The 21639-nt window shown below is 47.9% G+C and carries 19 protein-coding genes; 9 read left to right on the plus strand and 10 right to left on the minus strand.

What is annotated here, in order from left to right; genetic code table 11:
• Positions 1–6 precede the first annotated feature (6 nt).
• Genes GWK09_RS11595 through GWK09_RS11605 form a run of 3 tightly spaced genes read left to right on the plus strand, consistent with a single transcriptional unit; the run spans position 7 to position 5173 of the window.
• On the plus strand, positions 7–2445 hold the full coding sequence (locus GWK09_RS11595; RefSeq protein ID WP_163693608.1) for a YfhO family protein: 2439 nt from the start codon (positions 7–9) through the stop codon (positions 2443–2445).
• Complete coding sequence (locus GWK09_RS11600; RefSeq protein ID WP_163693610.1) at positions 2442–3722, plus strand: glycosyltransferase family 4 protein; 1281 nt, start codon at positions 2442–2444, stop codon at positions 3720–3722. Before GWK09_RS11595 ends, GWK09_RS11600 begins: the two co-directional genes overlap by 4 nt.
• Entirely contained in the window at positions 3713–5173 is a 1461-nt protein-coding gene (locus GWK09_RS11605; protein ID WP_163693612.1) for an oligosaccharide flippase family protein, read from the plus strand. Before GWK09_RS11600 ends, GWK09_RS11605 begins: the two co-directional genes overlap by 10 nt.
• Before the next feature lie 96 nt (positions 5174–5269).
• On the opposite strand, the gene GWK09_RS11610 is transcribed toward GWK09_RS11605, so the two are convergent.
• On the minus strand, positions 5270–6499 hold the full coding sequence (locus GWK09_RS11610) for a hypothetical protein (protein ID WP_163693613.1): 1230 nt from the start codon (positions 6497–6499) through the stop codon (positions 5270–5272).
• 205 nt (positions 6500–6704) lie between these two features.
• Positions 6705–9485, minus strand: a complete 2781-nt coding sequence (gene uvrA, locus GWK09_RS11615; protein WP_163693614.1) for an excinuclease ABC subunit UvrA — start codon at positions 9483–9485, stop codon at positions 6705–6707.
• 243 nt (positions 9486–9728) lie between these two features.
• Between uvrA and GWK09_RS11620 the strand changes: the two genes are divergently transcribed.
• From GWK09_RS11620 to GWK09_RS11625, 3 genes are all read left to right on the plus strand, one after another.
• Positions 9729–10310: a sigma-70 family RNA polymerase sigma factor gene (locus GWK09_RS11620; RefSeq protein WP_163693615.1), complete on the plus strand. Its 582-nt coding sequence runs from the start codon at positions 9729–9731 to the stop codon at positions 10308–10310.
• 69 nt (positions 10311–10379) lie between these two features.
• Positions 10380–10523, plus strand: coding sequence for a hypothetical protein (locus tag GWK09_RS14970; RefSeq protein WP_204260439.1), 144 nt, complete (start codon positions 10380–10382; stop codon positions 10521–10523).
• 318 nt (positions 10524–10841) lie between these two features.
• Positions 10842–11426, plus strand: a complete 585-nt coding sequence (locus GWK09_RS11625; protein ID WP_163693616.1) for an RNA polymerase sigma factor — start codon at positions 10842–10844, stop codon at positions 11424–11426.
• A 226-nt stretch (positions 11427–11652) separates the two neighbouring features.
• Here the strand turns inward: GWK09_RS11625 and GWK09_RS11630 are convergent, their stop codons facing one another.
• Entirely contained in the window at positions 11653–12315 is a 663-nt protein-coding gene (locus GWK09_RS11630; RefSeq protein ID WP_163693617.1) for an endonuclease III domain-containing protein, read from the minus strand.
• A 35-nt stretch (positions 12316–12350) separates the two neighbouring features.
• Here GWK09_RS11630 and bcp point away from each other — a divergent pair, with 35 nt between their 5' ends.
• Positions 12351–12800 carry a thioredoxin-dependent thiol peroxidase gene (bcp, locus tag GWK09_RS11635; RefSeq protein WP_163693618.1) on the plus strand — a complete coding sequence of 150 codons (450 nt, stop codon included), beginning with the start codon at positions 12351–12353 and terminating at the stop codon, positions 12798–12800.
• Between the two features lie 54 nt (positions 12801–12854).
• On the opposite strand, the gene GWK09_RS11640 is transcribed toward bcp, so the two are convergent.
• Positions 12855–14306: a TonB-dependent receptor gene (locus GWK09_RS11640; RefSeq protein WP_163693619.1), complete on the minus strand. Its 1452-nt coding sequence runs from the start codon at positions 14304–14306 to the stop codon at positions 12855–12857.
• Between the two features lie 86 nt (positions 14307–14392).
• Between GWK09_RS11640 and GWK09_RS11645 the strand changes: the two genes are divergently transcribed.
• A complete protein-coding gene (locus tag GWK09_RS11645; protein WP_163693620.1) occupies positions 14393–15157 on the plus strand; it encodes an MBL fold metallo-hydrolase in 765 nt (254 codons plus the stop codon).
• A gap of 2 nt (positions 15158–15159) precedes the next feature.
• Positions 15160–15654 carry a hydrolase gene (locus GWK09_RS11650; RefSeq protein ID WP_163693621.1) on the plus strand — a complete coding sequence of 165 codons (495 nt, stop codon included), beginning with the start codon at positions 15160–15162 and terminating at the stop codon, positions 15652–15654.
• Here GWK09_RS11650 and GWK09_RS11655 read toward each other — a convergent pair.
• The 6 genes from GWK09_RS11655 to GWK09_RS11680 all read right to left on the minus strand — a co-directional run bounded on the left by GWK09_RS11655 (position 15651) and on the right by GWK09_RS11680 (position 21615).
• Positions 15651–16310: an alpha/beta hydrolase gene (locus tag GWK09_RS11655; protein WP_163693622.1), complete on the minus strand. Its 660-nt coding sequence runs from the start codon at positions 16308–16310 to the stop codon at positions 15651–15653. The two genes, GWK09_RS11650 and GWK09_RS11655, sit on opposite strands and share 4 nt — an antisense overlap.
• Before the next feature lies 1 nt (position 16311).
• Positions 16312–16641 (minus strand): hypothetical protein, encoded by a 330-nt coding sequence (locus GWK09_RS11660; protein ID WP_163693623.1) that lies wholly within the window; start codon positions 16639–16641, stop codon positions 16312–16314.
• 7 nt (positions 16642–16648) lie between these two features.
• Entirely contained in the window at positions 16649–17911 is a 1263-nt protein-coding gene (locus GWK09_RS11665; protein WP_163693624.1) for a dihydroorotase, read from the minus strand.
• Complete coding sequence (locus GWK09_RS11670; protein ID WP_163693626.1) at positions 17908–19824, minus strand: BatA domain-containing protein; 1917 nt, start codon at positions 19822–19824, stop codon at positions 17908–17910. The genes GWK09_RS11665 and GWK09_RS11670 overlap by 4 nt, the downstream gene beginning before the upstream one ends.
• Positions 19825–19958: 134 nt before the next feature.
• Positions 19959–20645, minus strand: a complete 687-nt coding sequence (locus GWK09_RS11675; protein WP_163693627.1) for an SGNH/GDSL hydrolase family protein — start codon at positions 20643–20645, stop codon at positions 19959–19961.
• Positions 20646–20754: 109 nt separating this feature from the next.
• Positions 20755–21615 (minus strand): hypothetical protein, encoded by an 861-nt coding sequence (locus tag GWK09_RS11680; protein WP_163693628.1) that lies wholly within the window; start codon positions 21613–21615, stop codon positions 20755–20757.
• Between the last annotated feature and the right edge of the window lie 24 nt (positions 21616–21639).

Genomic DNA, 21639 nt, shown 5'->3' on the forward strand with positions numbered 1-21639 from the left:
TTTTCTATGAGGGGAATCTCCAAAGCTTTTTTCACCCATTTTTTTACGCTCACTTTTTTCGTGGTTGTTGCCCTTGCTTACTTCCATCCGGTTCTACAGGGAAAGGTAATACTCCAGTCAGATATCATCCAGTATACCGGGATGGCCAAAGAGCAAAACGACTTCCGGCAGGAGAACGAAGAAGAACCCTACTGGACCAACGCCGCTTTCGGTGGCATGCCTACCTTTCAGCTAGGTGCCAACTACCCTCATAATTACGTCAAAAAACTGGACAGGATACTTAGGTTCCTTCCAAGACCTGCTGATTATCTCTTCTTGTACTTCCTGGGTTTTTATATCCTTCTCTGCTGTATGAAGGTAGACTATCGACTGGCCGTACTGGGGGCCCTGGCCTTTGGTTTTTCAACCTATCTCATCATCATTCTGGGAGTGGGACACAATGCGAAGGCCCACGCCATTGCTTACCTGCCCATGGTTCTGGGAGGCATCCTTCTCACTTTCAGGGGGAAGTATTTCTGGGGGTTCGTACTCACAGCCCTGGCCACGGCCCTGGAGATCAACGCCAACCACTACCAGATGACCTATTATTTCCTGCTTCTGGTGATGGTCCTCGGGCTGGTGATGCTCGTCGATGCGATCAGACAAAGGACCTACCTGCCTTTCCTTAAATCAATCGGCACCCTTATTTTAGCCGCCTTGATTGGGGTAGCCATCAACACCACGGCACTGCTGGCAACCAAGGAGTACGCCGACTGGAGTACCAGGGGTGTTTCTCAACTCACGGTAAACCCGGACGGTTCCCCCAAAGAGGCTACCAAAGGGTTAGATCGGGAATATATAACAGAATACAGTTACGGCCTTTCGGAATCCCTGAACCTCTTCGTCCCGAGGTTATTCGGAGGCTCGAACAACGAGGATCTCGGAACGGGCTCCAAGGCCTATGCCTTTCTGGTAGAACAGGGAGTTCCCCGCACTCAGGCCCTTGAATTCGCAAGCGGACTCCCACTGTACTGGGGCTCTCAGCCCATAGTGGCAGGCCCGGCCTATATAGGATCCATCCTCGTCTTCCTCTTTATCCTTGGGCTTTTCCTGGTCAAAGGACGAAATAAATGGTGGTTGCTTGGAGGGGTGATCCTTTCGTTGATGCTGTCCTGGGGCAAAAACCTCGGGGTACTCACGGATTTTATGATCGATTATTTTCCATTGTACAACAAATTCCGCGCAGTCTCTTCCATACAGGTAGTCCTGGAATTATGCGTTCCCGTCCTGGGCGTGATGGGGCTTGCGGCTTTGCTCGGTACTCATAGGACGGATTCCGAGAAGATAAGGGCGCTGAAGCTCTCCTTTTTCATTACCGCCGGACTGGGTGTTGTCATTTTCCTGATCAAGGGGATGTTCGATTTCAATGGACTCAATGATGCCCTTTACCAGCGCTATTTCGGGGATGAAGTACTGGCCATGATCAAAAGAGACCGGGAAGCTGTATACATCAATGATACCCTCAGGTCTATGGTCTATGTGATCCTGGCAGCCGGGGTCCTTTGGTTCTATGTTAAAGGGAAATTGAAAAAAAATCTTTTCCTGCTTTTCATGGGCGTTCTTATCTGTTTTGACCTGGTTGGCGTAGCGCTGCGCTATGTGGATTCGGATGATTTTGTCTCCAGGCGCATTATGAACCAACCCTTCCAGCTGACGAATGTCGACAGACAGATTCAGGCCGATACTTCGGTATACCGCGTCTACGATACTGGAGAAGGACTGAACGGGGCAAGGACCTCCTATTTCCACAAGTCGATTGGCGGTTACCACGCGGCAAAACCGGCAGTGATACAGGACTTGTTCGACTATCATATCTACCGCAACAACCGCCAGGTACTCAATATGCTCAATGTCAAATACGTCATTCAGCAAAATGAAGAAGGACAAAAAGTAGCTTCTGTAAATCCGGAAGCTTTTGGCAATGCCTGGTTCGTGGAACTGCTGTTACCTGAGGAGTCTGCTGATGAGGAGATAATGGCCCTGGACAGCCTTGATCTGAAAAGCGAGGCCGTTTTCAACCGGTCTGATTTTCCCCTGATCAATCAATTTCGCTTTACAGTGGATTCCACCTCGTCAGTACGTCTTACGGAATACAAGCCCAACCGACTTACCTACAGGACCCGGAACGACCACGATGGACTCCTCGTATTTTCCGAGCTCTATTATCCCAAAGGCTGGGATGCCTATGTGGACGGTGAGAAAACATCCTATTTCCGCGTGAATTACGGTTTGAGGGCGATCAGGGTCCCTGCCGGCCAGCATAGCATCGTCTTTGCCTTTGAACCTGAGGTCATTGCCCAGGGCAGCAAGATCAGCCTGGCCGCATCCATCTTATTGGGCCTGGTATTGCTAGGCGGCGGATTGTTTGAGATTTTCAGGCGAAGGAGAAAGAATCAGCAGGAATGAAAAAAGTGCTCATCGTCACGTATTATTGGCCTCCGGCGGGTGGGCCGGGAGTACAGCGATGGCTGAGTTTTGTCAAATACCTACCCGAGTATGGGATTCAACCCATCCTTTATATTCCTGATAACCCGCACTATCCCATAGTAGACCAAAGCCTTTCTGAGGAAGTTCCGGAGGGTCTTACCATATACCGGAGGCCGATATGGGAACCTTACGGATGGGCCTCCAGGCTTTCCAAGAAGAAAACGAACAGGATCAGTTCCGGGATTGTACCGACTGACAGTCCTTCACTGCTGGAGAAGATGCTTTTGTGGATCAGAGGAAACCTGTTTATCCCGGATGCTCGGAAATTCTGGGTTACCCCTTCTGTGAAATATCTAACAAAGATTCTGGAAAAGGAGGACATCGGTACCGTGATCACTACAGGGCCACCTCACAGCCTTCATCTTATCGGTCTTGGCCTGAAGGAAAAGAAAAACATAAGATGGATCGCCGATTTCCGGGATCCCTGGACAAGCATAGGCTATCACAAATCCCTGAAGTTAACGAGGGCTTCTGCGAAAAAACACCTTCTTTTGGAAAAAAGGGTATTATCAGGGGCCGATCAGATCCTGACTACCAGTAATACCACTGCTGAGGAATTTAGAAAACTCACCAGTAAACCCATAAAAGTGATCACCAACGGGTTTGAGAAAAGAAATGAACTTTCTGTTGAAAAGGATCCCTACTTCAGCATTTCCCATATAGGTTCCCTTCTGTCAGAACGTAATCCAAGGGTACTATGGAAGGTGTTGTCTGAACTGGCAGGTGAGATTCCGGAATTCCGGAAAGCCCTTCGTATAAGGTTGACAGGCATCGTTAGCGATGAGGTCGTGGAAGCGATCAAGGGACAGGGTTTGGAGGAGGTCCTTGAAATCCTACCCTATCTTCCACACAATAAAGCCGTGATGATGCAGCAAAGTGCAAGCGTGCTGCTGCTGATCGAGATCAACTCGGAAGATACCAGGGGGATCATACCCGGGAAGCTCTTTGAATACATGGCCGCCGGAAGGCCTGTTTTAGCCATTGGGCCTGAAGGCTGGGAGGCAGGTACGCTGGTCAGAGAGACGGGCTCGGGCAGGGTGTTTACCTATGGAATGGAAGCAGAGCTGAAAAAGACTGTCTTGGATTGGTTTGGGGATTTCCAGAAGGGTAGACTGGTCCTTTCCTCCCCGGACATAGAGCCATACAGCCGAAAGTCACTAACGAGGCAACTAACCGAGGAGGTCCTATGGGCGTAGTCTTTAAACAATCCTTCAGTAACCTGATCATAACCTATATCGGTTTCGCCATTGGGGCGGTCAATACCTTGTTTCTGTATGCGCGATTCCTCACCGATACCTATTACGGCCTCGTTGGTGTCATCCTGGCCACCTCAGCCATTCTCATGCCTCTCCTGGCCCTGGGCGTTCCCAATACCCTGATCAAATTTTATTCTGCCTACACGGACGAGAGGTCGAAGGACGGCTTCCTCTTTCTTATGCTGCTCCTGCCCCTGGCCTTTATCGTTCCTTTGGGTCTTTTCAGTTACCTCGCCAACGAAGCGATTGGCTCATTTATCGGGCAAAAGAATGCTATCGTGGAGGACTATGTGTGGCATATATTCCTCATTGCCATGGCTATGGCCTATTTTGAAATATTCTATTCCTGGTCCAGGATCCATATGAGGTCGGTCTTCGGGAATTTTATGAAGGAGATCTTTGGCCGACTCGTCATTTTTTTGCTCCTCTTTGCGGTCCACTTCAACTATATTTCGGTCATCACCTTTATGCATGCCCTGGTTGGGGTATACCTGCTAAGGACCCTGATCATGAAATTCTACGCCTTTTCCCTGCGTATGCCGAAACCGTCCTTGCTGTTTCCCTCTAATTTCTCATCCATCCTCACCTACAGTCTGCTGATCATCCTGGGTGGCTCCACGGCCGTGGTTCTTCTGGAGGTAGACAAATTCATGATCAATCAGTTCATAGAGATCGAGAAGGTGGCCTACTATACGGTGGCTGTTTTTATCGCCACAGTTATCGCGGTTCCTTCCAGGGCCATGCACCAGATCACCTATCCCATGACCGCCTCCCTGTTGAACAATAAGGACCATGCAGGACTGGCCGTGCTGTATCGCAAGAGCTCCCTGACCCTGTTTATCGTCTCTGGCCTGATTTTCATTCTTGTCCTCCTGAACCTGGGCGACCTTTACCTGTTATTGCCGGAGAATTACCGGGGAGGATTTTACATCGTACTGCTTATTGGCCTGGCGAGGGTTTTTGACGCCCTCCTGGGGAACAACAATGCCATCCTGTACAATTCGGACCACTACCGGGCCATTCTGTGGCTCGGGGTACTATTGGCCGTACTTACGATCATCCTCAACTGGGTGCTTATCCCAATCACAGGGATCACAGGGGCTGCCCTGGCTACGTTTCTGGCGGTCTTTCTATATAACCTGCTAAAGCTGCTTTATGTAAGGTCGAGACTGGGATTACAGCCATTCAGCAGGGAAACCTTTAAGGTATTTTTTCTCCTTGCCGGAGTGGTGCTTTTGTTCTTGTACGTGCAATTTCCATTTCACCCCGTGATCAATATCGCTCTGAAAAGCCTGCTGATCACCTTGGTATATGTAGGGGTACTCTATCGCTTTAGGATCTCCGAGGATGTGTATGCGCTTCTGTCCCGATACTTCAAAAGAATAGGATAGAGTTAGGACGACATTTTTCTCGGCACTCGAATGGAAAAACCCCGCGGGGACGAATCCTCCGCGGGGTTAACCAACTAACCAACCTAAAAACTATCTTTACTGTACCCTTTTGCTTCGGGTTGTAGCGGTCCGTGAAGTGGACCTTGCTTTTGTTTCCTTACCGGATCTCGTACTTACCGCCTTTCGGGTTACCGGCGTTCTGCTGATCACTTTAGGGCGATTTGACTCTGAAGTACTTCGCTTGTAGGACTTGGATCCCTGAGAGTTTCGCACTTCGTTCCCGGTGTTCGCCGATCTCGAAACAGTCCTTCCGTCTTTTCGGTAATCAGAAGATCTGGAAGTACTCCTTTTTGTCTCTGCAGGGGCCGCACTTCTGGTGACACCGGTCGATCTGCCATTGGACCTCTCACTGACTCTTGCCTTCTCATTATTTCTGGCAAAGTCTGTAGATCTGTTTGCGGATCGCTCTCCAACCCTGGCCTTTTCAGTATTTCTGCTGGAGCGATACCCTTCTGACCGGGTATTGGTCCTCGAGACAGGTGTGGCCTGATTAGACCTTACGCTTTTTCCGGAATTTCTGAACTGACCGTTGTCGCGTGTATATCCGTTATCCCTTCGTCCTCTGTTATCACGGGCAACTACCCTTCTGTCATTTCGATACACTCTTTCCCTTTCCGGTCTGTAGTTGTATCGGTAGCTCCTTCCCACCTGGGCATAGAATCTCCTGTTGTTGTTTATATAAGGCCCGTAATAGGTATACCGTATGGGGGCATAATACCTTCTGTAAGGCCTGTTATACACCAGGCAGAATCCAAGGGCAGGTCTGGCAAAGTAATCGTGGAACGGGCTGTAGATATAATGTCTGTTGTACACATTCACAAATCCGTTGAACCTGTGGAAGAACCCTCGGTTGTTATAGTATACGTAGAGTCCGCCAACACGTCTCAGCCTGCCATTGTTGTACCAGATATTGATCCCGCCGATCTGTGAAACACGACCGTAGTAGTCGTAATAGACAGGCACGTTTTCTATCTGGATCACCGCACCGTAATCGTCGTACTGTACAAAGGGGCTGTAATCAAATCCACTGTTGAAGGTGATATTGCTCCTTCTGAAGTTGATATTGGCTCCAAAATTTACCCTGTTGTCGATGTAAAAATCGAACTCACCATCCGGATATACAGAAAATGTAATTCCGTTTTCTACAAAGATGACAGAATTGTTATACCCGAACACGCTGCTGACCATCGTGTTCTTGTCCAGCGTTGTGGCTTCTACTGAGCTGCTCAGTACAAAAGCTCCTAAGATGAGTAAAAGATTTTTCATGACACAAGTATTTAAATTCTGAATGCAACTATTTACATTCATGTACTCAGTATTCAAACAGCGTGCCAAAAATCAGGAGACGTACTTAATACAATGATAAACAGATAGTTATAAACATTAAAAGATCACCAGGGCAGCGAGGTCTATGCAACTTAGATGCGCCAGGCAATGAATAAACGGATAAATGGTGAGTGTTAAAGGGAGGTCAGATCTTTGATTTGAGGTACCTGGCAGTATGCCCTTTCCCTTCAGATACGACCTCTTCAGGGGTACCCTCGGAGACGAGGTAACCTCCGTTTTCCCCTCCTTCAGGTCCCAGGTCGATCAGGTAATCGGCACATTTGATCATATCGAGGTTGTGTTCGATGACCAGTACGGAATGTCCTGCCTGCAGCAGGGCCTCAAAGGAATTCAAAAGTTTTTTGATGTCGTGGAAATGCAGGCCTGTGGTAGGTTCGTCGAAAATGAACAGGGCCTTGTCCTTTGACGCCCCTTTCACTAAGAACGTGGCCAGTTTGATGCGCTGAGCTTCCCCTCCGGATAAAGTAGATGAAGATTGCCCCAGGGTTACATAACCCAATCCCACATCCTGAAGGGGTTTGAGTTTCGCTATTACCTTATTTTGTTTGTGTCTTTTAAAGAATTCCAGGGCGTTGTCGATGGTCATATTCAGTACATCGTCTATGTTCATGCCTTCGAATCGCACTTCCAGCACATCTTTCTTGAAGCGTTTGCCCTGGCAGGTATCGCATTCCAAATGCACATCGGCCATGAACTGCATCTCAACGGTGATCTCACCTTCGCCTTTGCATTTTTCGCACCGGCCCCCTTCTACGTTAAAGGAAAAATGCTTGGCCTGGTAACCCCTTAATTTGCTGAGTTTCTGGGAGGCGAACAGACTTCTGATATCGTCATAGGCCTTGATATAGGTGACGGGGTTAGACCTTGAGGACCGCCCGATGGGATTCTGGTCCACGAATTCAATGCTTTTGATGTCCCTGTATTTTCCTTCGATGCCGGTATGCTGCCCGGCCTTGTCGCCATAGCCCCCTAATTCCTTCAGAAGGGCTGGATATAGGATCTTCCTCACCAGGGTGCTCTTGCCACTTCCTGACACACCCGTAACCACCGTCAGCATGTTGAGGGGGAAGGTAACATCAATGTTCTTTAAGTTGTGCTCTCTGGCACCTAATACCTTGATAAAATTTGGGCTTCGCCTGCGTTTTTCGGGCACTTCTATTTTTTCCTTTCCATTAAGATAGGCCGCCGTGAGGGTTTCGGCTGCCAGGATCTCATCGTAGGTTCCGCTGGCCACGACCTCCCCACCGAACGTTCCCGCCATGGGCCCTATGTCGATAATCCGATCTGCAGCCTTCATGATGTCCTCGTCGTGTTCTACAACAATGACCGTATTTCCGAGATCCCTCAGAGATTTGAGCACACTGATCAGGTTTTCTGTATCCCTTGGATGAAGCCCAATACTGGGTTCATCCAGTATATACATGGATCCCACCAGGCTGCTGCCCAGGGAGGTGGCGAGGTTGATACGCTGACTTTCCCCTCCTGAAAGGGTATTCGATTTCCTGTTCAGGGTGAGATAACCCAGCCCGACCTTTTCCAGGAACCCAAGCCTGGTATTGATCTCCTTCAACAATCGACTTGCGATCGCCTTTTCGTGATCCGTGATGGTAAGATCCCCGAAAAAGCGGATCAGAGAGGTGATAGGTTGCTCTACGAGATCGGAAATGGACATGCCATTGATCTTTACGTAATCTGCTTCCTTCCTGAGGCGTTTCCCCTTGCAAAGGGAACATCGGGTCTTACCGCGGTACCTCGACAACATGACGCGGTTCTGAATTTTGTAACTCTTATCCTCCAGCTGCTGAAAGAATTTGTGGATCCCGATAAAATGGCTATTTCCCTCCCAGACCAGGTTCTTCTGATCCTCTGATAGCTGGTACCAGGGTTTGTGGATGGGAAAGTCGAATTTGTAGGCGGCGTTGACGAGTTGATCCCTGTACCAGCTCATACTTTCACCCCTCCAGGGGAAAACCGCATTCTCGTATATTGAGAGGGAGGTATTAGGGATCACAAGGTCCTCATCGATGCCGATGACATCCCCGTATCCCTCGCATTTAGGACAGGCCCCGTAAGGATTGTTGAAGCTGAACAGGTGTACGTTGGGCTCCAGAAAGCCCATGCCGTCTAGCTCGAAAATATTGCTGAAGGTGGTTTGTTCCCCTGTGGCAATCTCCTCAATGATACAGGTACCCTTTCCTTCGAAGAAGGCGGAATCAACCGCATTGGCCAGTCGGTTATAAAAGTCCTCGTCCTCTTTCTTCACGATCCTGTCGACCACCAGGTACAACTGGTCCCCTACAGCCTGATGCAGGTCCTCGTCGATCCGGTGTACTTCCCCACCGTATTTCACTCTCGCATAGCCCTGGAGAGAGAGGAGTTGGAGCGTTTTTTTCTTATCCCGGTTCTCGGGGATGGTAATAGGCGCCAGCAGGAGGAGTTTTGTGTCCTCTTCGAACCCTTTTACAAAAGATACTACATCGGTTACCGTGTGCTTTTTTACCTCTTCACCTGAAATAGGAGAAAATGTCCTTCCGATCCTGGCGAAAAGCAGTTTGAGGTAGTCGTAAATCTCCGTACTGGTCCCGACGGTAGAGCGGGGGTTAGTGGCATTTACTTTTTGCTCAATGGCGATGGCGGGGGCAATCCCCTTGATCTGATCCACCTTGGGCTTGTCCAGTTTTCCCAGGAACTGACGCGCGTAGGAGGAGAGACTTTCCACATAGCGCCTTTGTCCTTCGGCGTAGAGGGTGTCGAAGGCAAGGCTCGATTTCCCTGAACCCGACAAGCCCGTGATCACCACCAGCTGGTTGCGTGGAATCACCACGTCAATGTCTTTCAGGTTGTGGAGTTTGGCTCCTTTAATGATGATATTGGTCTTCGGACTGACCTCCGCAAGCGTGTTCATATTCTTCTGGAAAGCAGCAAAGATACGATATGAAAACACCAATAACCAGCCTCATTTGGGCCCGTCCCCAAAAATGTTAAAAAAACCATCAAGGGATGCAAGACTCATATTTTTTCTATCTTTGAAGTGTTAATCGTCAAGAAATACGCCTATACCGCAACATTACTTTTTGAAGTTTTAGATTTTTTGTCGCGTTCTGAATAACCCCCGCGACCCCTGAATTGAACCAAAAAAAGTAATTGTATGCACACGACGATTGACGACGCCACACTTATCCGAAATTATATCAATGGTGATGAGAAAGCCATTGAGCTCCTGATCAACAAACACAATCAACGACTTAGCAGTTATATCTATTCCAAGGTGAAGGATATGACGGTAACCGAAGATATCTTCCAGGATACCTTTATCAAGGTCATCAGTACCTTTAAACGGGGTACCTATAATGAGGAAGGGAAATTCCTGCCCTGGGTCATGCGCATCGCCCATAACCTGATCATCGATCATTTCCGCAGAAACAAACGCATGCCCAAATATCAGGGGAACCAGGAATTCAATATATTTTCTGTTCTCACTGATGACAAACCCAATGCGGAGCGGCAACTTATAAAGGACCAGATAGACCAGGACCTGGAAGTTCTTATAGAACAGCTGCCCAAGGATCAGTTGGAAGTGCTGAAGATGAGGATCTATCAGAATATGAGTTTCAATGAGATCGCAGAGAACACCGAGGTCAGTATCAATACCGCCCTGGGACGCATGCGATACGCCCTCATCAATCTGAGGAAACTCATCGAGAAAAATCAAATAGTTTTAACGAATTAATCGGCCCTAGGTCGAGGAAATCCATCAATCCTGTATCTCTGTCGTTATTTAGATGTAACAAGAGATCATATGGAAAAGATTTACTCTAGCCCGGAAACTCAATGCAGGCTGATCACAAGCAGGCCAGAAACGGTCAAATTCCTACTGGACTATTCCAGGTCACTTCACATGCGTGAATTCAAGGGCATGACCATAGAGCAGAACCTGAATTGATAAAGGCGTTTAATTAGGAAGTTCCAAATTTGTTTATGTGTACAAGCACTTTCTTCGGAAAGTGCTTTTTTTATGGCCTTTCCCACTCTCCAAAATTGATGGCAGCACGACTCTTAAGAAGATCTTAAAATCCTTGCCATTGGCCAATTCCGACTTTCACATCAAGAATCGGGCATTTGACAACAATGTTTTTCCCGAGGAAGGGTCTTTGGGTACTTTTAGAATGTCATTGAAAAACAAGTAACTCAAATTGTTCTGATAACCTTAGTTCTTTAGCCTGGCTGACGAACTAACAAAAACCAAAAAGATACTCTAACTATGGAACCACAAAGGGACGACTCACTACTAGTTCAGGATTACATCAGCGGGGAAGAAAAGGCACTGGAGATTCTGATCAACCGACACAACCAACGCATCAGCAGTTTTATCTATTCCAAGGTACTCGACAGAGATGTTACCGAGGATATCTTTCAGGACACCTTTATAAAGGTTATCAAAACCCTGAAAAAAGGCAATTACAGCGAGGAAGGGAAATTCCTCCCCTGGGTGATGAGGATCGCACACAACCTGATCATCGACCATTTCAGGAAGAACAAAAGAATGCCCAAGTTCGAAGGGAACGACGATTTTAATATCTTCTCTGTGATCGGGGACGATAAACTCAACGCCGAGAAGCAACTGATCAAGGATCAGATAGACAGCGACCTTACCCTCCTTATCGAGGAATTGCCAGACGACCAGAAAGAGGTCCTGCTTATGCGGATTTACAAGGACATGAGCTTTAAAGAGATCTCAGAGAATACAGGGGTCAGTATCAATACAGCCCTGGGAAGAATGCGATACGCACTGATCAATCTCAGAAAGATCATTGACAGGCATAATATAGTTCTGACAAATTCATAGTTCGCAACAATTTTCACAATATTTCCATAGGCCTTGCGTTATCTTATCATAACGACATCGCAATCCTATGGAAAAAATTTACTCAACAAAGAAAAACGCTTGCGAGATCCCCAAAGCTGGGCCGGAAACCATCAAGTTTCTGCTAGACTATTCGAGAGCACTCAGAATCACAAAACACAGGCAGTTCAGTTTTGATCTGATCCTGAATTAAAAACCACGGCCCGCATCAGCGGGCCTTTTTCTTTTTGAGGTATTCATTTATAACCGACCTCCTGCCAATAGTCCTCGTGATCACATCCTTCTCGAGGTCCCATCCGCGTGCAGGTGAATATTCCCTTCCGTACCAAATGATCTGAAGGTGCAGGTCATTCCATAATTCCTTGGGAAACAGGCGTTTGGCATCCTTTTCTGTTTGAACCACGTTCTTACCCGAGGAAAATCCCCATCGATACATCAACCTGTGGATATGGGTATCCACGGGAAAGGCCGGTATACCGAATGCCTGGGAAACCACCACACTTGCCGTTTTGTGGCCCACCCCCGGTAATTCTTCCAGGAGTTCTATTTCCTGGGGGACCGTACCCCCGTATTGATCGACAAGGATCTGAGAAAGCCCGTGTATTCCCTTTGATTTCATGGGTGACAAGCCCACAGGTTTAATGACCTCCCTGATTTCCTCCACAGATAATTTGACCATGTCATAAGGATTATCAGCCCGACTGAAGAGGAGGGGAGTGATCTGGTTCACCCTCACATCGGTGCTCTGTGCAGACAAAAGGACTGCAATAAGCAGGGTATAAGGGTCTTTGTGTTCCAGGGGAACCGGGATCTCAGGATAGAGTTCGCCCAGGGTGTTTATCGCAAAGGTTACCTTTTCAGATTTGGTCATATATGATTACTTTTATGCTCACTAAAAAAATGCGTATGAAAACACTTAAGGAAGGGGACAAAGTACCTCAATTTACCTCAAAAGACCAAGATGGGAACGAAATAAAGCTTTCGGATTACAATGGGAAAAAGCTGATCGTGTTCTTTTATCCCAGGGCCAATACTCCCGGTTGTACGGCAGAAGCCTGTAATCTCCGGGATAATTATACCGCCTTGAAGGAAAAAGGATATTCCCTCTTAGGGGTCAGCGAGGATTCCCAGAAAAAACAGGCCAGTTTCAGGGACAAATACGATTTTCCATTCCCCTTGCTGGCCGATGAAGACCATACGGTCATCAATGCCTTCGGGGTGTGGGGGCCAAAAAAATTCATGGGCAGGGAATACGATGGGATCCATCGGATGACCTTTATCATAGATGAGAAAGGCGTGGTGGAAAAGGTTATAGATAAGGTGAATACCAAGGACCATGCGGCACAGATCCTTTGAGGATTCTAATCGTTAAGAAAAAACCCTGACCAGAATCAGGGTTTTTTATGACTTTTATTTCTCCACGATCTCCTCCTGTCGTGTAAAGAGCTTTTTCTTCTTGATGATATCTGCGATCCCTTCCGGCAGCATTTCTTCCCATCCATCTTCTCCGTTCATGATCTTCTTGAGGACGTCCCTTGAGAAAATATGCATGATCTCGGGATCGTAATCTATAATGTCCATGACCTTTCCATTGTATTTGAAGAACTTGTAGAGTTCCTTCATCCTGGGGTGTACCTTGATATTGTTGCTGGTCATGATCTGCCCGGTCTCCGGATTCTTCATGGGATAGAGATAGACCTTCAGATCTTTGAAGAACAACTTTCCGAAAGCTTCCAGGATACCCCCGCTCAGATGCCTGTAGTATTTTTCATCAAAGATCTCCACCAGGTTGTTGACCCCCATGGTAAGGCCGATTCGCGCCTTGGTATAGTTGCCCAGGTACTCAACGAGTTTGTAATATTCCTGGAATTTGGAGATCAGAACCGTATGACCGAGGGAACACAGCAATTCCGCGCGGTCCATAAAATCTTGTTCGTCTATTTCCCCGGAAGCCTTGAGGTTAGCCAGGGTGATCTCGAACATGACCACGGTATTCTCTTCCTCCACGGTCTGTTCCCGTACGAAGATGTCATAGGATTTCTGGAACATGTCCATGTTAACCTTGGTCACAGGGCGGAAACTACCCCTGAGTGCCAGGATATTTTTCTTGTACAGGACCGCAGCCGGGAGGAGGTTGTTCCCGTCCGGACCGAACATCACTGCGTCGGTCATGTCATTTCTGATGAGCTGAAGGCTCATCAGCCTGTTGTCTACATTCTTGAAATTGGGCCCCGAGAAATTCACCATGTCTATTTCAACCGTATCCTTGTCGATATGGTCGTACAGGTACTTCAGTAATTTCCTGGGTTTATTGTATTTGTAAAAAGCCCCGTATATCAGGTTGACCCCGACGATCCCCAGCGTCTCCTGCTGAAGTCGTGCCTCGTTCTGCTTGAAGCGAAGGTGGAGGATGATCTCATCGTATTCCTTCTGGTTAGGGTCGAGTTGGAATAGGATCCCTACCCAGCCATGACCTTTGTACCGCTTGGAAAAATCTATGGTGGCTACCGTGTTGGCGTAAGTGAAGAAGAGGCGGTCCGGATGGTCCTTCCTGCTGATGCGCTCCTCCATCAGTTGCATCTCGTGCTTCAGCATTTTGTTCAGTCGGCTCTGGGTCACATATCTTCCATCCTTTTCGGTGCCGTAGATCGCGTCACTGAAATTCTTGTCGTAAGCGCTCATCGCCTTGGCAATGGTTCCCGATGCGCCCCCTGATCTGAAAAAATGCCTCGCTGTTTCCTGCCCGGCCCCAATTTCAGCAAAGGTTCCATAGATCACAGGATTCAGGTTGATGCGAAGAGTTTTGGCCTTGATGGAAGGTATATTTTCGAAAGCAGGATCTTGATTTAAAACGGACGCCATTCCTCAGGGTTTTCGCTTCAAAGTTAATAAGAATGGGACATCTTTTAAATAAATATGTCATAAATTTGAATAAAATAGACGAGCCGTTGAAATTGACTTTTTTGGGAACCGGAACCTCTCAGGGGATCCCCGTAATCGGGAGTACGCATCCGGTATGCCTGAGTAAAAATCCCAAGGACAAAAGGCTCCGTGTTTCCGTTCTTATCTCCTGGGGGAATTACAATTTTGTGATCGACTGTGGCCCTGATTTCCGCCAGCAAATGTTGACGAACGAGGTGACAAAACTCGACGGCATCCTATTTACCCACGAGCACGCAGATCATACCGCCGGGATAGATGATATCAGGCCCTTCTTTTTCAGACAGGGCGACATCCCTATCTATGCCCATCAGCGAGTAGTGGACAACCTGAAGAAGAGGTTCGACTACATCTTTTCCGATATCAACCGTTACCCTGGCGCCCCTGCTGTTAAAGTGAATGTGGTCGAGAAGGGAATACCTTTTTCCCTGGGGGATCTGCAAGCACATCCGATCGAGGCATTCCACAACCGCTTACAGGTGTTCGGATATCGCATTGGCGGAGTGGCCTACCTGACCGATGTCAAAAGCATTGAAGATAAAGAAATAGAAAAGATAAAAGGCATTAAAGTATTGTGTGTTAATGCATTGAGAAAGGAACCACATCACTCCCATTTCAATTTGGAGGAAGCCCTTTCCTTTGTGGAAAAGGTACAGCCTCAAACCGCGTATTTTACGCACATTAGCCATCATATGGGCTTTCACGACGAAGTGGAGAATAGCCTTCCGGAGCACGTACACCTGGCCTATGACAATTTAACGGTAAATCTCTAAGAATGAAAGCACGAATATTTTTATACCTCTTTATTTTTTCTTCCCTGATCGCCTTGTATATCTATGTGAGTTATTCGAGTCAGGTCGAGGTGGGGAAGGAAAAGATATCATCTCTGGAGTTGGAAAAGCAGCAGCTTGAGGATTCCCTAAAAACCTCCAGGCTCAAAGTACTCGACCTCCAGTATTTCTCATTGGAGAACAACGATGACGCCCTGGCGTATTACGATCATCTTTCCCTGGCAGATCCTTCCCGCTATATTGCCGATAAACTGCTTGAGACCAATGAGCGCAAAGGGGACAATCCGCTGATCCCCTATGAAGGGATGGAGAGCAATTTCAAGATCAACAAGATACAGATCCTGAACCACAGATGGATCATTGCCGATTTTTCAGATGGTAGATTCTGGGGAGAACTCTTCATCAGATATGAGCTCAAGGATGACCTTTCTGTGGATTTCACCCTCTTAGACCATCTCCTCTATACCCGCAGCAATTAGAGGTGTTTGGCCAGCCAGGTGTTCATGGAGTAAAAATTTTCCCTTGAGACCCCATGCCCTGTGGGAAATTCCTCAAAGGCATAGGAGATCCCCAACCGATCCAGAATGGCCGGTGTTCTGCTCGCCCAGGATAAGGGGATGACAGGGTCTAATTGTCCGTGAGAGACGTACATCTTAAGGTGGCTGTGATCTTTTTTGTCATAACCCGCCGAAAGGATATTTTCATCTACGTATCCGCTTAATCCCACCACATTCTGAATCATTTCCGGATAGGAGAGCGCCAGGGCGAAACTCAGTACCGTACCCTGGCTGAAACCCAGTAAACTGATCCTGGTCTCATCAAGGGAGTAGGCATCTATGGCTTCCTTGATAAAGAGCATCATTTTCTGGACTGACGCACGCGCCTGTTCGGTGTCACTCCATTTGCCGAAATTGGCATCAAAATCGATCTGGTACCAGGCGAAGCCATAGGGGGGAAGACGGTATGGTGCCCTTGCAGAAATAACGCACAACTCTTCGGGTAATTCCGGGGCAAAGGAAAAAAGGTCTTCCTCGTTACTCCCGTAACCGTGGAACAGAAAAATCGCCGGGGATTTGACCGTGCTCTTTGCAGGCGGCCTGATGAGATGCTCCAAACTCAGGTGCTGTGTGGTCATGCTATTGTATAAAGGTGAACCATTTCTGGAAGTAATTCCCGATCACAGGCATCGCGTTGGCCTTCCCGCTTATGGCTCCCAGAAAACCGTAAAGCCACATCACAAAATAGAAGACATACAGGGCAAGGAGTGCGTATTCGTAGAACCATACACTTAGAAACAGAGCCACACCGAGGAACAGCAAATGGATCCCAAAGGCCTGTCGTATGTGAAACCTGGCAAAGGAATTCTTAGGCTCCAGATTCATGGTGATCGCAATCAGGGCCCCTACCATCGTGATGTAGGCAATTATAGCCGTGGTCTTGCCTTCGTTGATTTCTTGCGGGTCCATGAATTCCTTATGCTTTGTGGAGGTAAACCTGATGTTCTGTCACACTTCCGTACACCCTGCCTTTGCCTTTTTTGCCTATATACATACTGTTTTTGGAAGTGGACAGGAGTCCCTCTTTGGAAATGAAATATTCTCCTTCCGGATTGAAAAGGCTCAGTCCAGCCCGAGCTCCTTCTTTCAGGACCGGCGACTCCAGTGAAAATCGCTGTCTACCCCTGGTAAGGATTTCTACGGCCAATTCCGGACCGAAAATCGAATTCAGAATCACAAAGAAGGATTCGAGACCGAGGGACCCATAGGCCGCCCTGTCGAATTCCACTCGTTTCTCTTCTATGTCGATTGGCATATGGTCAGACGTGACCATGTCGATCACTCCATTTCTGACCCCTTTGCGCAATGCTTCCCGGTCCTTTGCCGTTCGCAAGGGGGGCATGACCTTAAAATGGGTGTCATATTCATGAAGGACTTCATCTGTATGGAAGAGGTTGTGGATGGCTACACTGCAACTTACATCCAGACCCTTCTTTTTGGCCTCGCTTATCAGGGAAACCGCTCTCGCTGTGGAGATCGTCGGGATATGCAATTTGCCCCCTGTGTATTCGAGAATAGACAAGTCCCTTGCGATCTGTATCTCTTCAGCCAGGGCAGGGATACCCCTCAATCCCAGTTTGGTGGACGTATCTCCTTCATTGACTGTCCCGGTAGCGGCAATGGATGCATCCATGGGAAAGGAAAACACCAAACCTCCGAATCCTTGAGCGTATTGCAAGGCGATCTTAAGAAGGTTTGCATGGGTGACGGGCGACTTAAAGTCGTAAAAAGCGACTGCACCTGCCTTTTGCATGTCGTACATTTCAGCCAGATCGGTTCCGGCAGACAAACGGGTCAGAGTTCCCAAAGGGTGGACGTGGGCCCCTTTTCCCGCAGCCGTTTTTTTGACGAAGACGATATCCCCACTTGTATCAGGTACGGGGTTTGTATTCGGGTTCAGGATGATGTCTGTAAAGCCGCTAAGGGCAGCAACTCTGGCACCATGGGCCAGGGTCTCCCTTTCTTCATATCCGGGCTCGCCGAAGCTCACACTGCTGTCTATCCATCCCGGTGAAATATGGAGGTTTGGCAATTCGATGACCTTGGTCCTTGAATCCGGGGTAACCGAGGTGGCGATCTTCTCTATGACCCCGTTTTTGATCCAGATATCCCTGACCTTTCCGTGCAAGCTCTTATTCTGATCGTCCAGGATGCGAGCTGATTTAAGGAGAATGTTCATTTCATTGCCTTTTGAATGATAATCTCTGCCAGTAAGAACAGCACCGCTAAAATAACAAACCATTTCCAAAGGCCTGTTACCCTGCGGTCATTTTCAATCGTCGAGAACAAGTCTTCTATAGAGCTTGCCAAGATCACTCCGTCGTTCATATCTTCCAGATCGATGTAGGTGAGATCACTTTCTTTCCTTGTAAAATTAAAGCTGAACGACCTGCCTATAGGCGCATTTTCCAGGCTATAGGCGCCTGCTTCCGTAGGTCCGCCTGAAAACCAGAGACGGGTGTTTCGTCCAACAGCCTGTTGTCTGGGGATGACTTCCATGTTGCCTTTTCTAAGGCTGAGGATCCGATCCTCCTCCAGTTGTACCGGGACATCCTCTGAACTGTCAGACCCCAGAAGATAATAGAGGGAGGGAAGGCTTCTGCTTCTCATAGCCATGGCGTAAAGGGTTGGGACTACCAGGGGTGAAGTCGTGAAATTTGTATTTTCAGGTTGTAGGGATGCAGTGAATACATAGAGTTTTTCACGACCTGCGAGAAAGGGAGCCTCGTTGGCAAACCCGAGTATTTTATCCGAATTACCGTTGAGGGTAAAATATTCCCTGACCGAGGGATACTGGAAATTTTTTACTTCATCCTTGAAGACATCGGTAAATAAAGGATGTCTGTAATTGATATCTGTAATATCCAGAGGCGCTGAGATCTTTTTAGCTATGGACAATCCATATGGGGTAATGAGACGGTTAAAATCGCCTGCATTCATTTCCAAGGAGGGGATCAGTAGCAGACTGCCACCGAGGTCGATATAATCCCTTAAAGGCTGCACCCCAACCTCAGGAAGTGAACTCAGTTCGTTGAGAATAACAAGGTCCTGATTAGCCAGGAGAGACAAAGCCTGTTCTATGGAAGCCACCGACCGGTATTCGGAAGTTTCGTCCCCGAATAATCTCTGAAGGAATTCGTCTCGTGTCCCGATACCTAATACCCTGATCTTTTCCTTTGTGCTGAGATTAAAAAAGAGATCATTGTCATAGGACAGACCCGTATCTTCCAGGGAGACCCTGCCCTCAATATCCTCCCCGGGAGGGAGGGAAAAAACGATCTCAGAAACACCGCTTGGATTAAAGGCTACGGCCGACTTAGCGATCAGAGAACCTTTGTTGAATAAGGAGACCGGAACAGATCCAAAATCCGTATTCCCGGAAACCAGGATATGAAGTCCGTTGTCATTTCCAGTAGACGCATCGAAATAGACCGAATCAATGGAGACATTGATCAGTTCATCTGCTCGCATGGGCACATAAAATATCTCCGGCTCTTCATCCTCCGGGATGTTTAAGGTTCCCATAGATTCCTGAAAATCTGAGAGGATCACCATTTTGGCTTCCACATTCGATTCCCCGCTGAAAAAGGATTTTCCTCTGAGCCTGATCTCCTCCAGGGTGAGCTGATCACTGGAATACTGAATTTGCAGGAGCGAATTTCTCACTTCTTCCATCGTCACCTCCCTGTATTCCGAATCATTGGTGAAGAGGGAAAAGGTAAGACCCTCGGGAACTGAACGAACGAGTCCCTGGGTGGCCTCCTCAAGGAGTAAACTTGGTCCCTGTCGCGCCTGCATACTAAAGGAATTATCCAGGTATACTGCGATTTCCTGCTCTTTGAATGCCGATTCGCTGGCTGTAAAGGGCTGGGCAAATGCCAGGATCAAGGCAGTAAAAAGAGCTATCCGTGTGAGGAGAAGCAGCCAGCGCTTAAGATTTTGGCTCTTTTGAGATTTGGCCTGTACCTTTTTGAGGAGCCTGACATTCGTGAATGGGGTGGTCTTGAACCTCCGAAGTTGCAGGAGGTGTATAAGGACAGGGATTAGGAGCAACCAAAGAAACCAGAGGAGTTGCGGGTATTTAAACAGCATGTCCTGAATTCATTTGACAAATATAATCAATCTTTCCAAGGTGCCTGTTCGTCTTTTTGCACAGTTACAAGGGCCTAATGCAAATTCGGCAAAAGAAGAAAGAACAAAGCTTTTTAAGAGAGTGATTTTGCCCTTTATTCTTTATTGCTTAAGGCCTCCCGGATGGCCGATTCGGCCAGTGGCGCCATCACTTCATATCCTTTTGCTGTGGGATGAACTCCATCACGAGCAAGTTCCGGATCCAATCCTTGTTCCTCATTGACCATGGCGGAGAAATAATCGAGATAGACCACTCCGGCTTCCTTCGCATATTCCCGGATCATGGCGTTGAGTTGAGGGATTTTAAGATCGGGCCTCAGTCCGGGACGCCAAGGGTAGTCCGAGGCCGGTAAAACGGAACTAAGGACCACCGCGATGCCATTGGCCCGGGCCAGTTCTGTCATGGAAATCAGATTTCCAAGGGTCTCCTCAAGGGTCATGGGACCTATATTCCCGGCAATGTCATTCGTTCCGGCCAGAATGACGACCACCTGTGGATGGAGGTCGATCACATCCTGTCTGAACCTGACGAGCATCTGGGGAGTGGTCTGTCCACCGATGCCGCGGTTTACGTAGGGCTTTCCTTCAAAAAAGGAAGGCATGGTGTGCAACCAGCCGATCGTAATGGAGTTCCCAAAGAAAACGACTCTGCCTTCTTCTTTCATGGTTTCTTTCAGTGTTTGGTTCGCAGATCTGAACTTTTCCAGTTGAGCCCAGTCCTGGGCATAGACATGTCCGCAAAGGAGTACAGCCAGAGTAATGAAAATAAGGGTTCTCTTCATAGGACACTTCAATGAATAGAAGGTTGAAAAGATAGTAAATAAGGATCCCTGGTCCATAAAAAAACCCTGCTTTTTAAAGGCAGGGTTCATATCGTTTATTAGGTCAGGGCTATTCACAGGCCACATCATCCCCATTGCCGTCCCAGCAATGCCACATTTCATCTTCAAAATAGGCGAATGACCTCACCCTGCCCTCGAAGGTTGTCCTGCTCCATTCGATGTCGACCTGGGCAAATGCCTGCATGTTCACGTCGTATACATTCGCATTGAAATAGGCATCAAAATAAGCATCCTGCAAACCGTATTCCAGGTAGCTGTTTCGGAACAGGTCATCATTCCCCTGGTCGTCGAGTTCCCTGACCCAGGTATAGCGGATGCTTCCGATCTCATCCCCCGTCCTTTCCCAGTCTATGCGCAGCATAGGATCAGGCCGGTCGGGTCCCTGGTTGAGGATCCAGAATCCGCTGTTTCCATCAAGAGCAGAACTCCCTGAAAACCATTGGAATTCATCGAATCCCTCTATGCCGTTCTTGGTGATATACATATTCCACAGCACGGCCTCTGAAGTCAATTGGGCCGTAAGCCTTGCGGTGTATTCACTCGTGAATCCGTCCACGCTGTAGCTCCACTGCCAGGTATCCTCGGAGATCTTTTCTGGAGTTTGAGTAAATGCTGCGTGGAATGCAGTAACAGGTACGGATAAGGTGGAATACAGGGCAGTACTCCAAACACCCACCACCACACGTGAGAATACCCAGTTTCCGTTCGGGGCTTTTTCCGCATCGAGAAGACTGGCCGACTTCCCGGAGGTTCCATTGTCCTCAAAGGCGTCCAGATCAAGAGCCATGGATTCTGCCGGAGGCAATTCAGGAGAGAGCGATTGTTCCGAAGGTTCAGAGGATTTTTCACAGGAGACAGCAAACAGGGCCATCATCATCAGGATCAAACCTGATAGCTTTACATTTTTCATTGGGGTATTTTTTATATAAGATTA

This window comes from Muriicola jejuensis, from assembly GCF_010671595.1.
Lineage (GTDB): Bacteria > Bacteroidota > Bacteroidia > Flavobacteriales > Flavobacteriaceae > Muriicola > Muriicola jejuensis.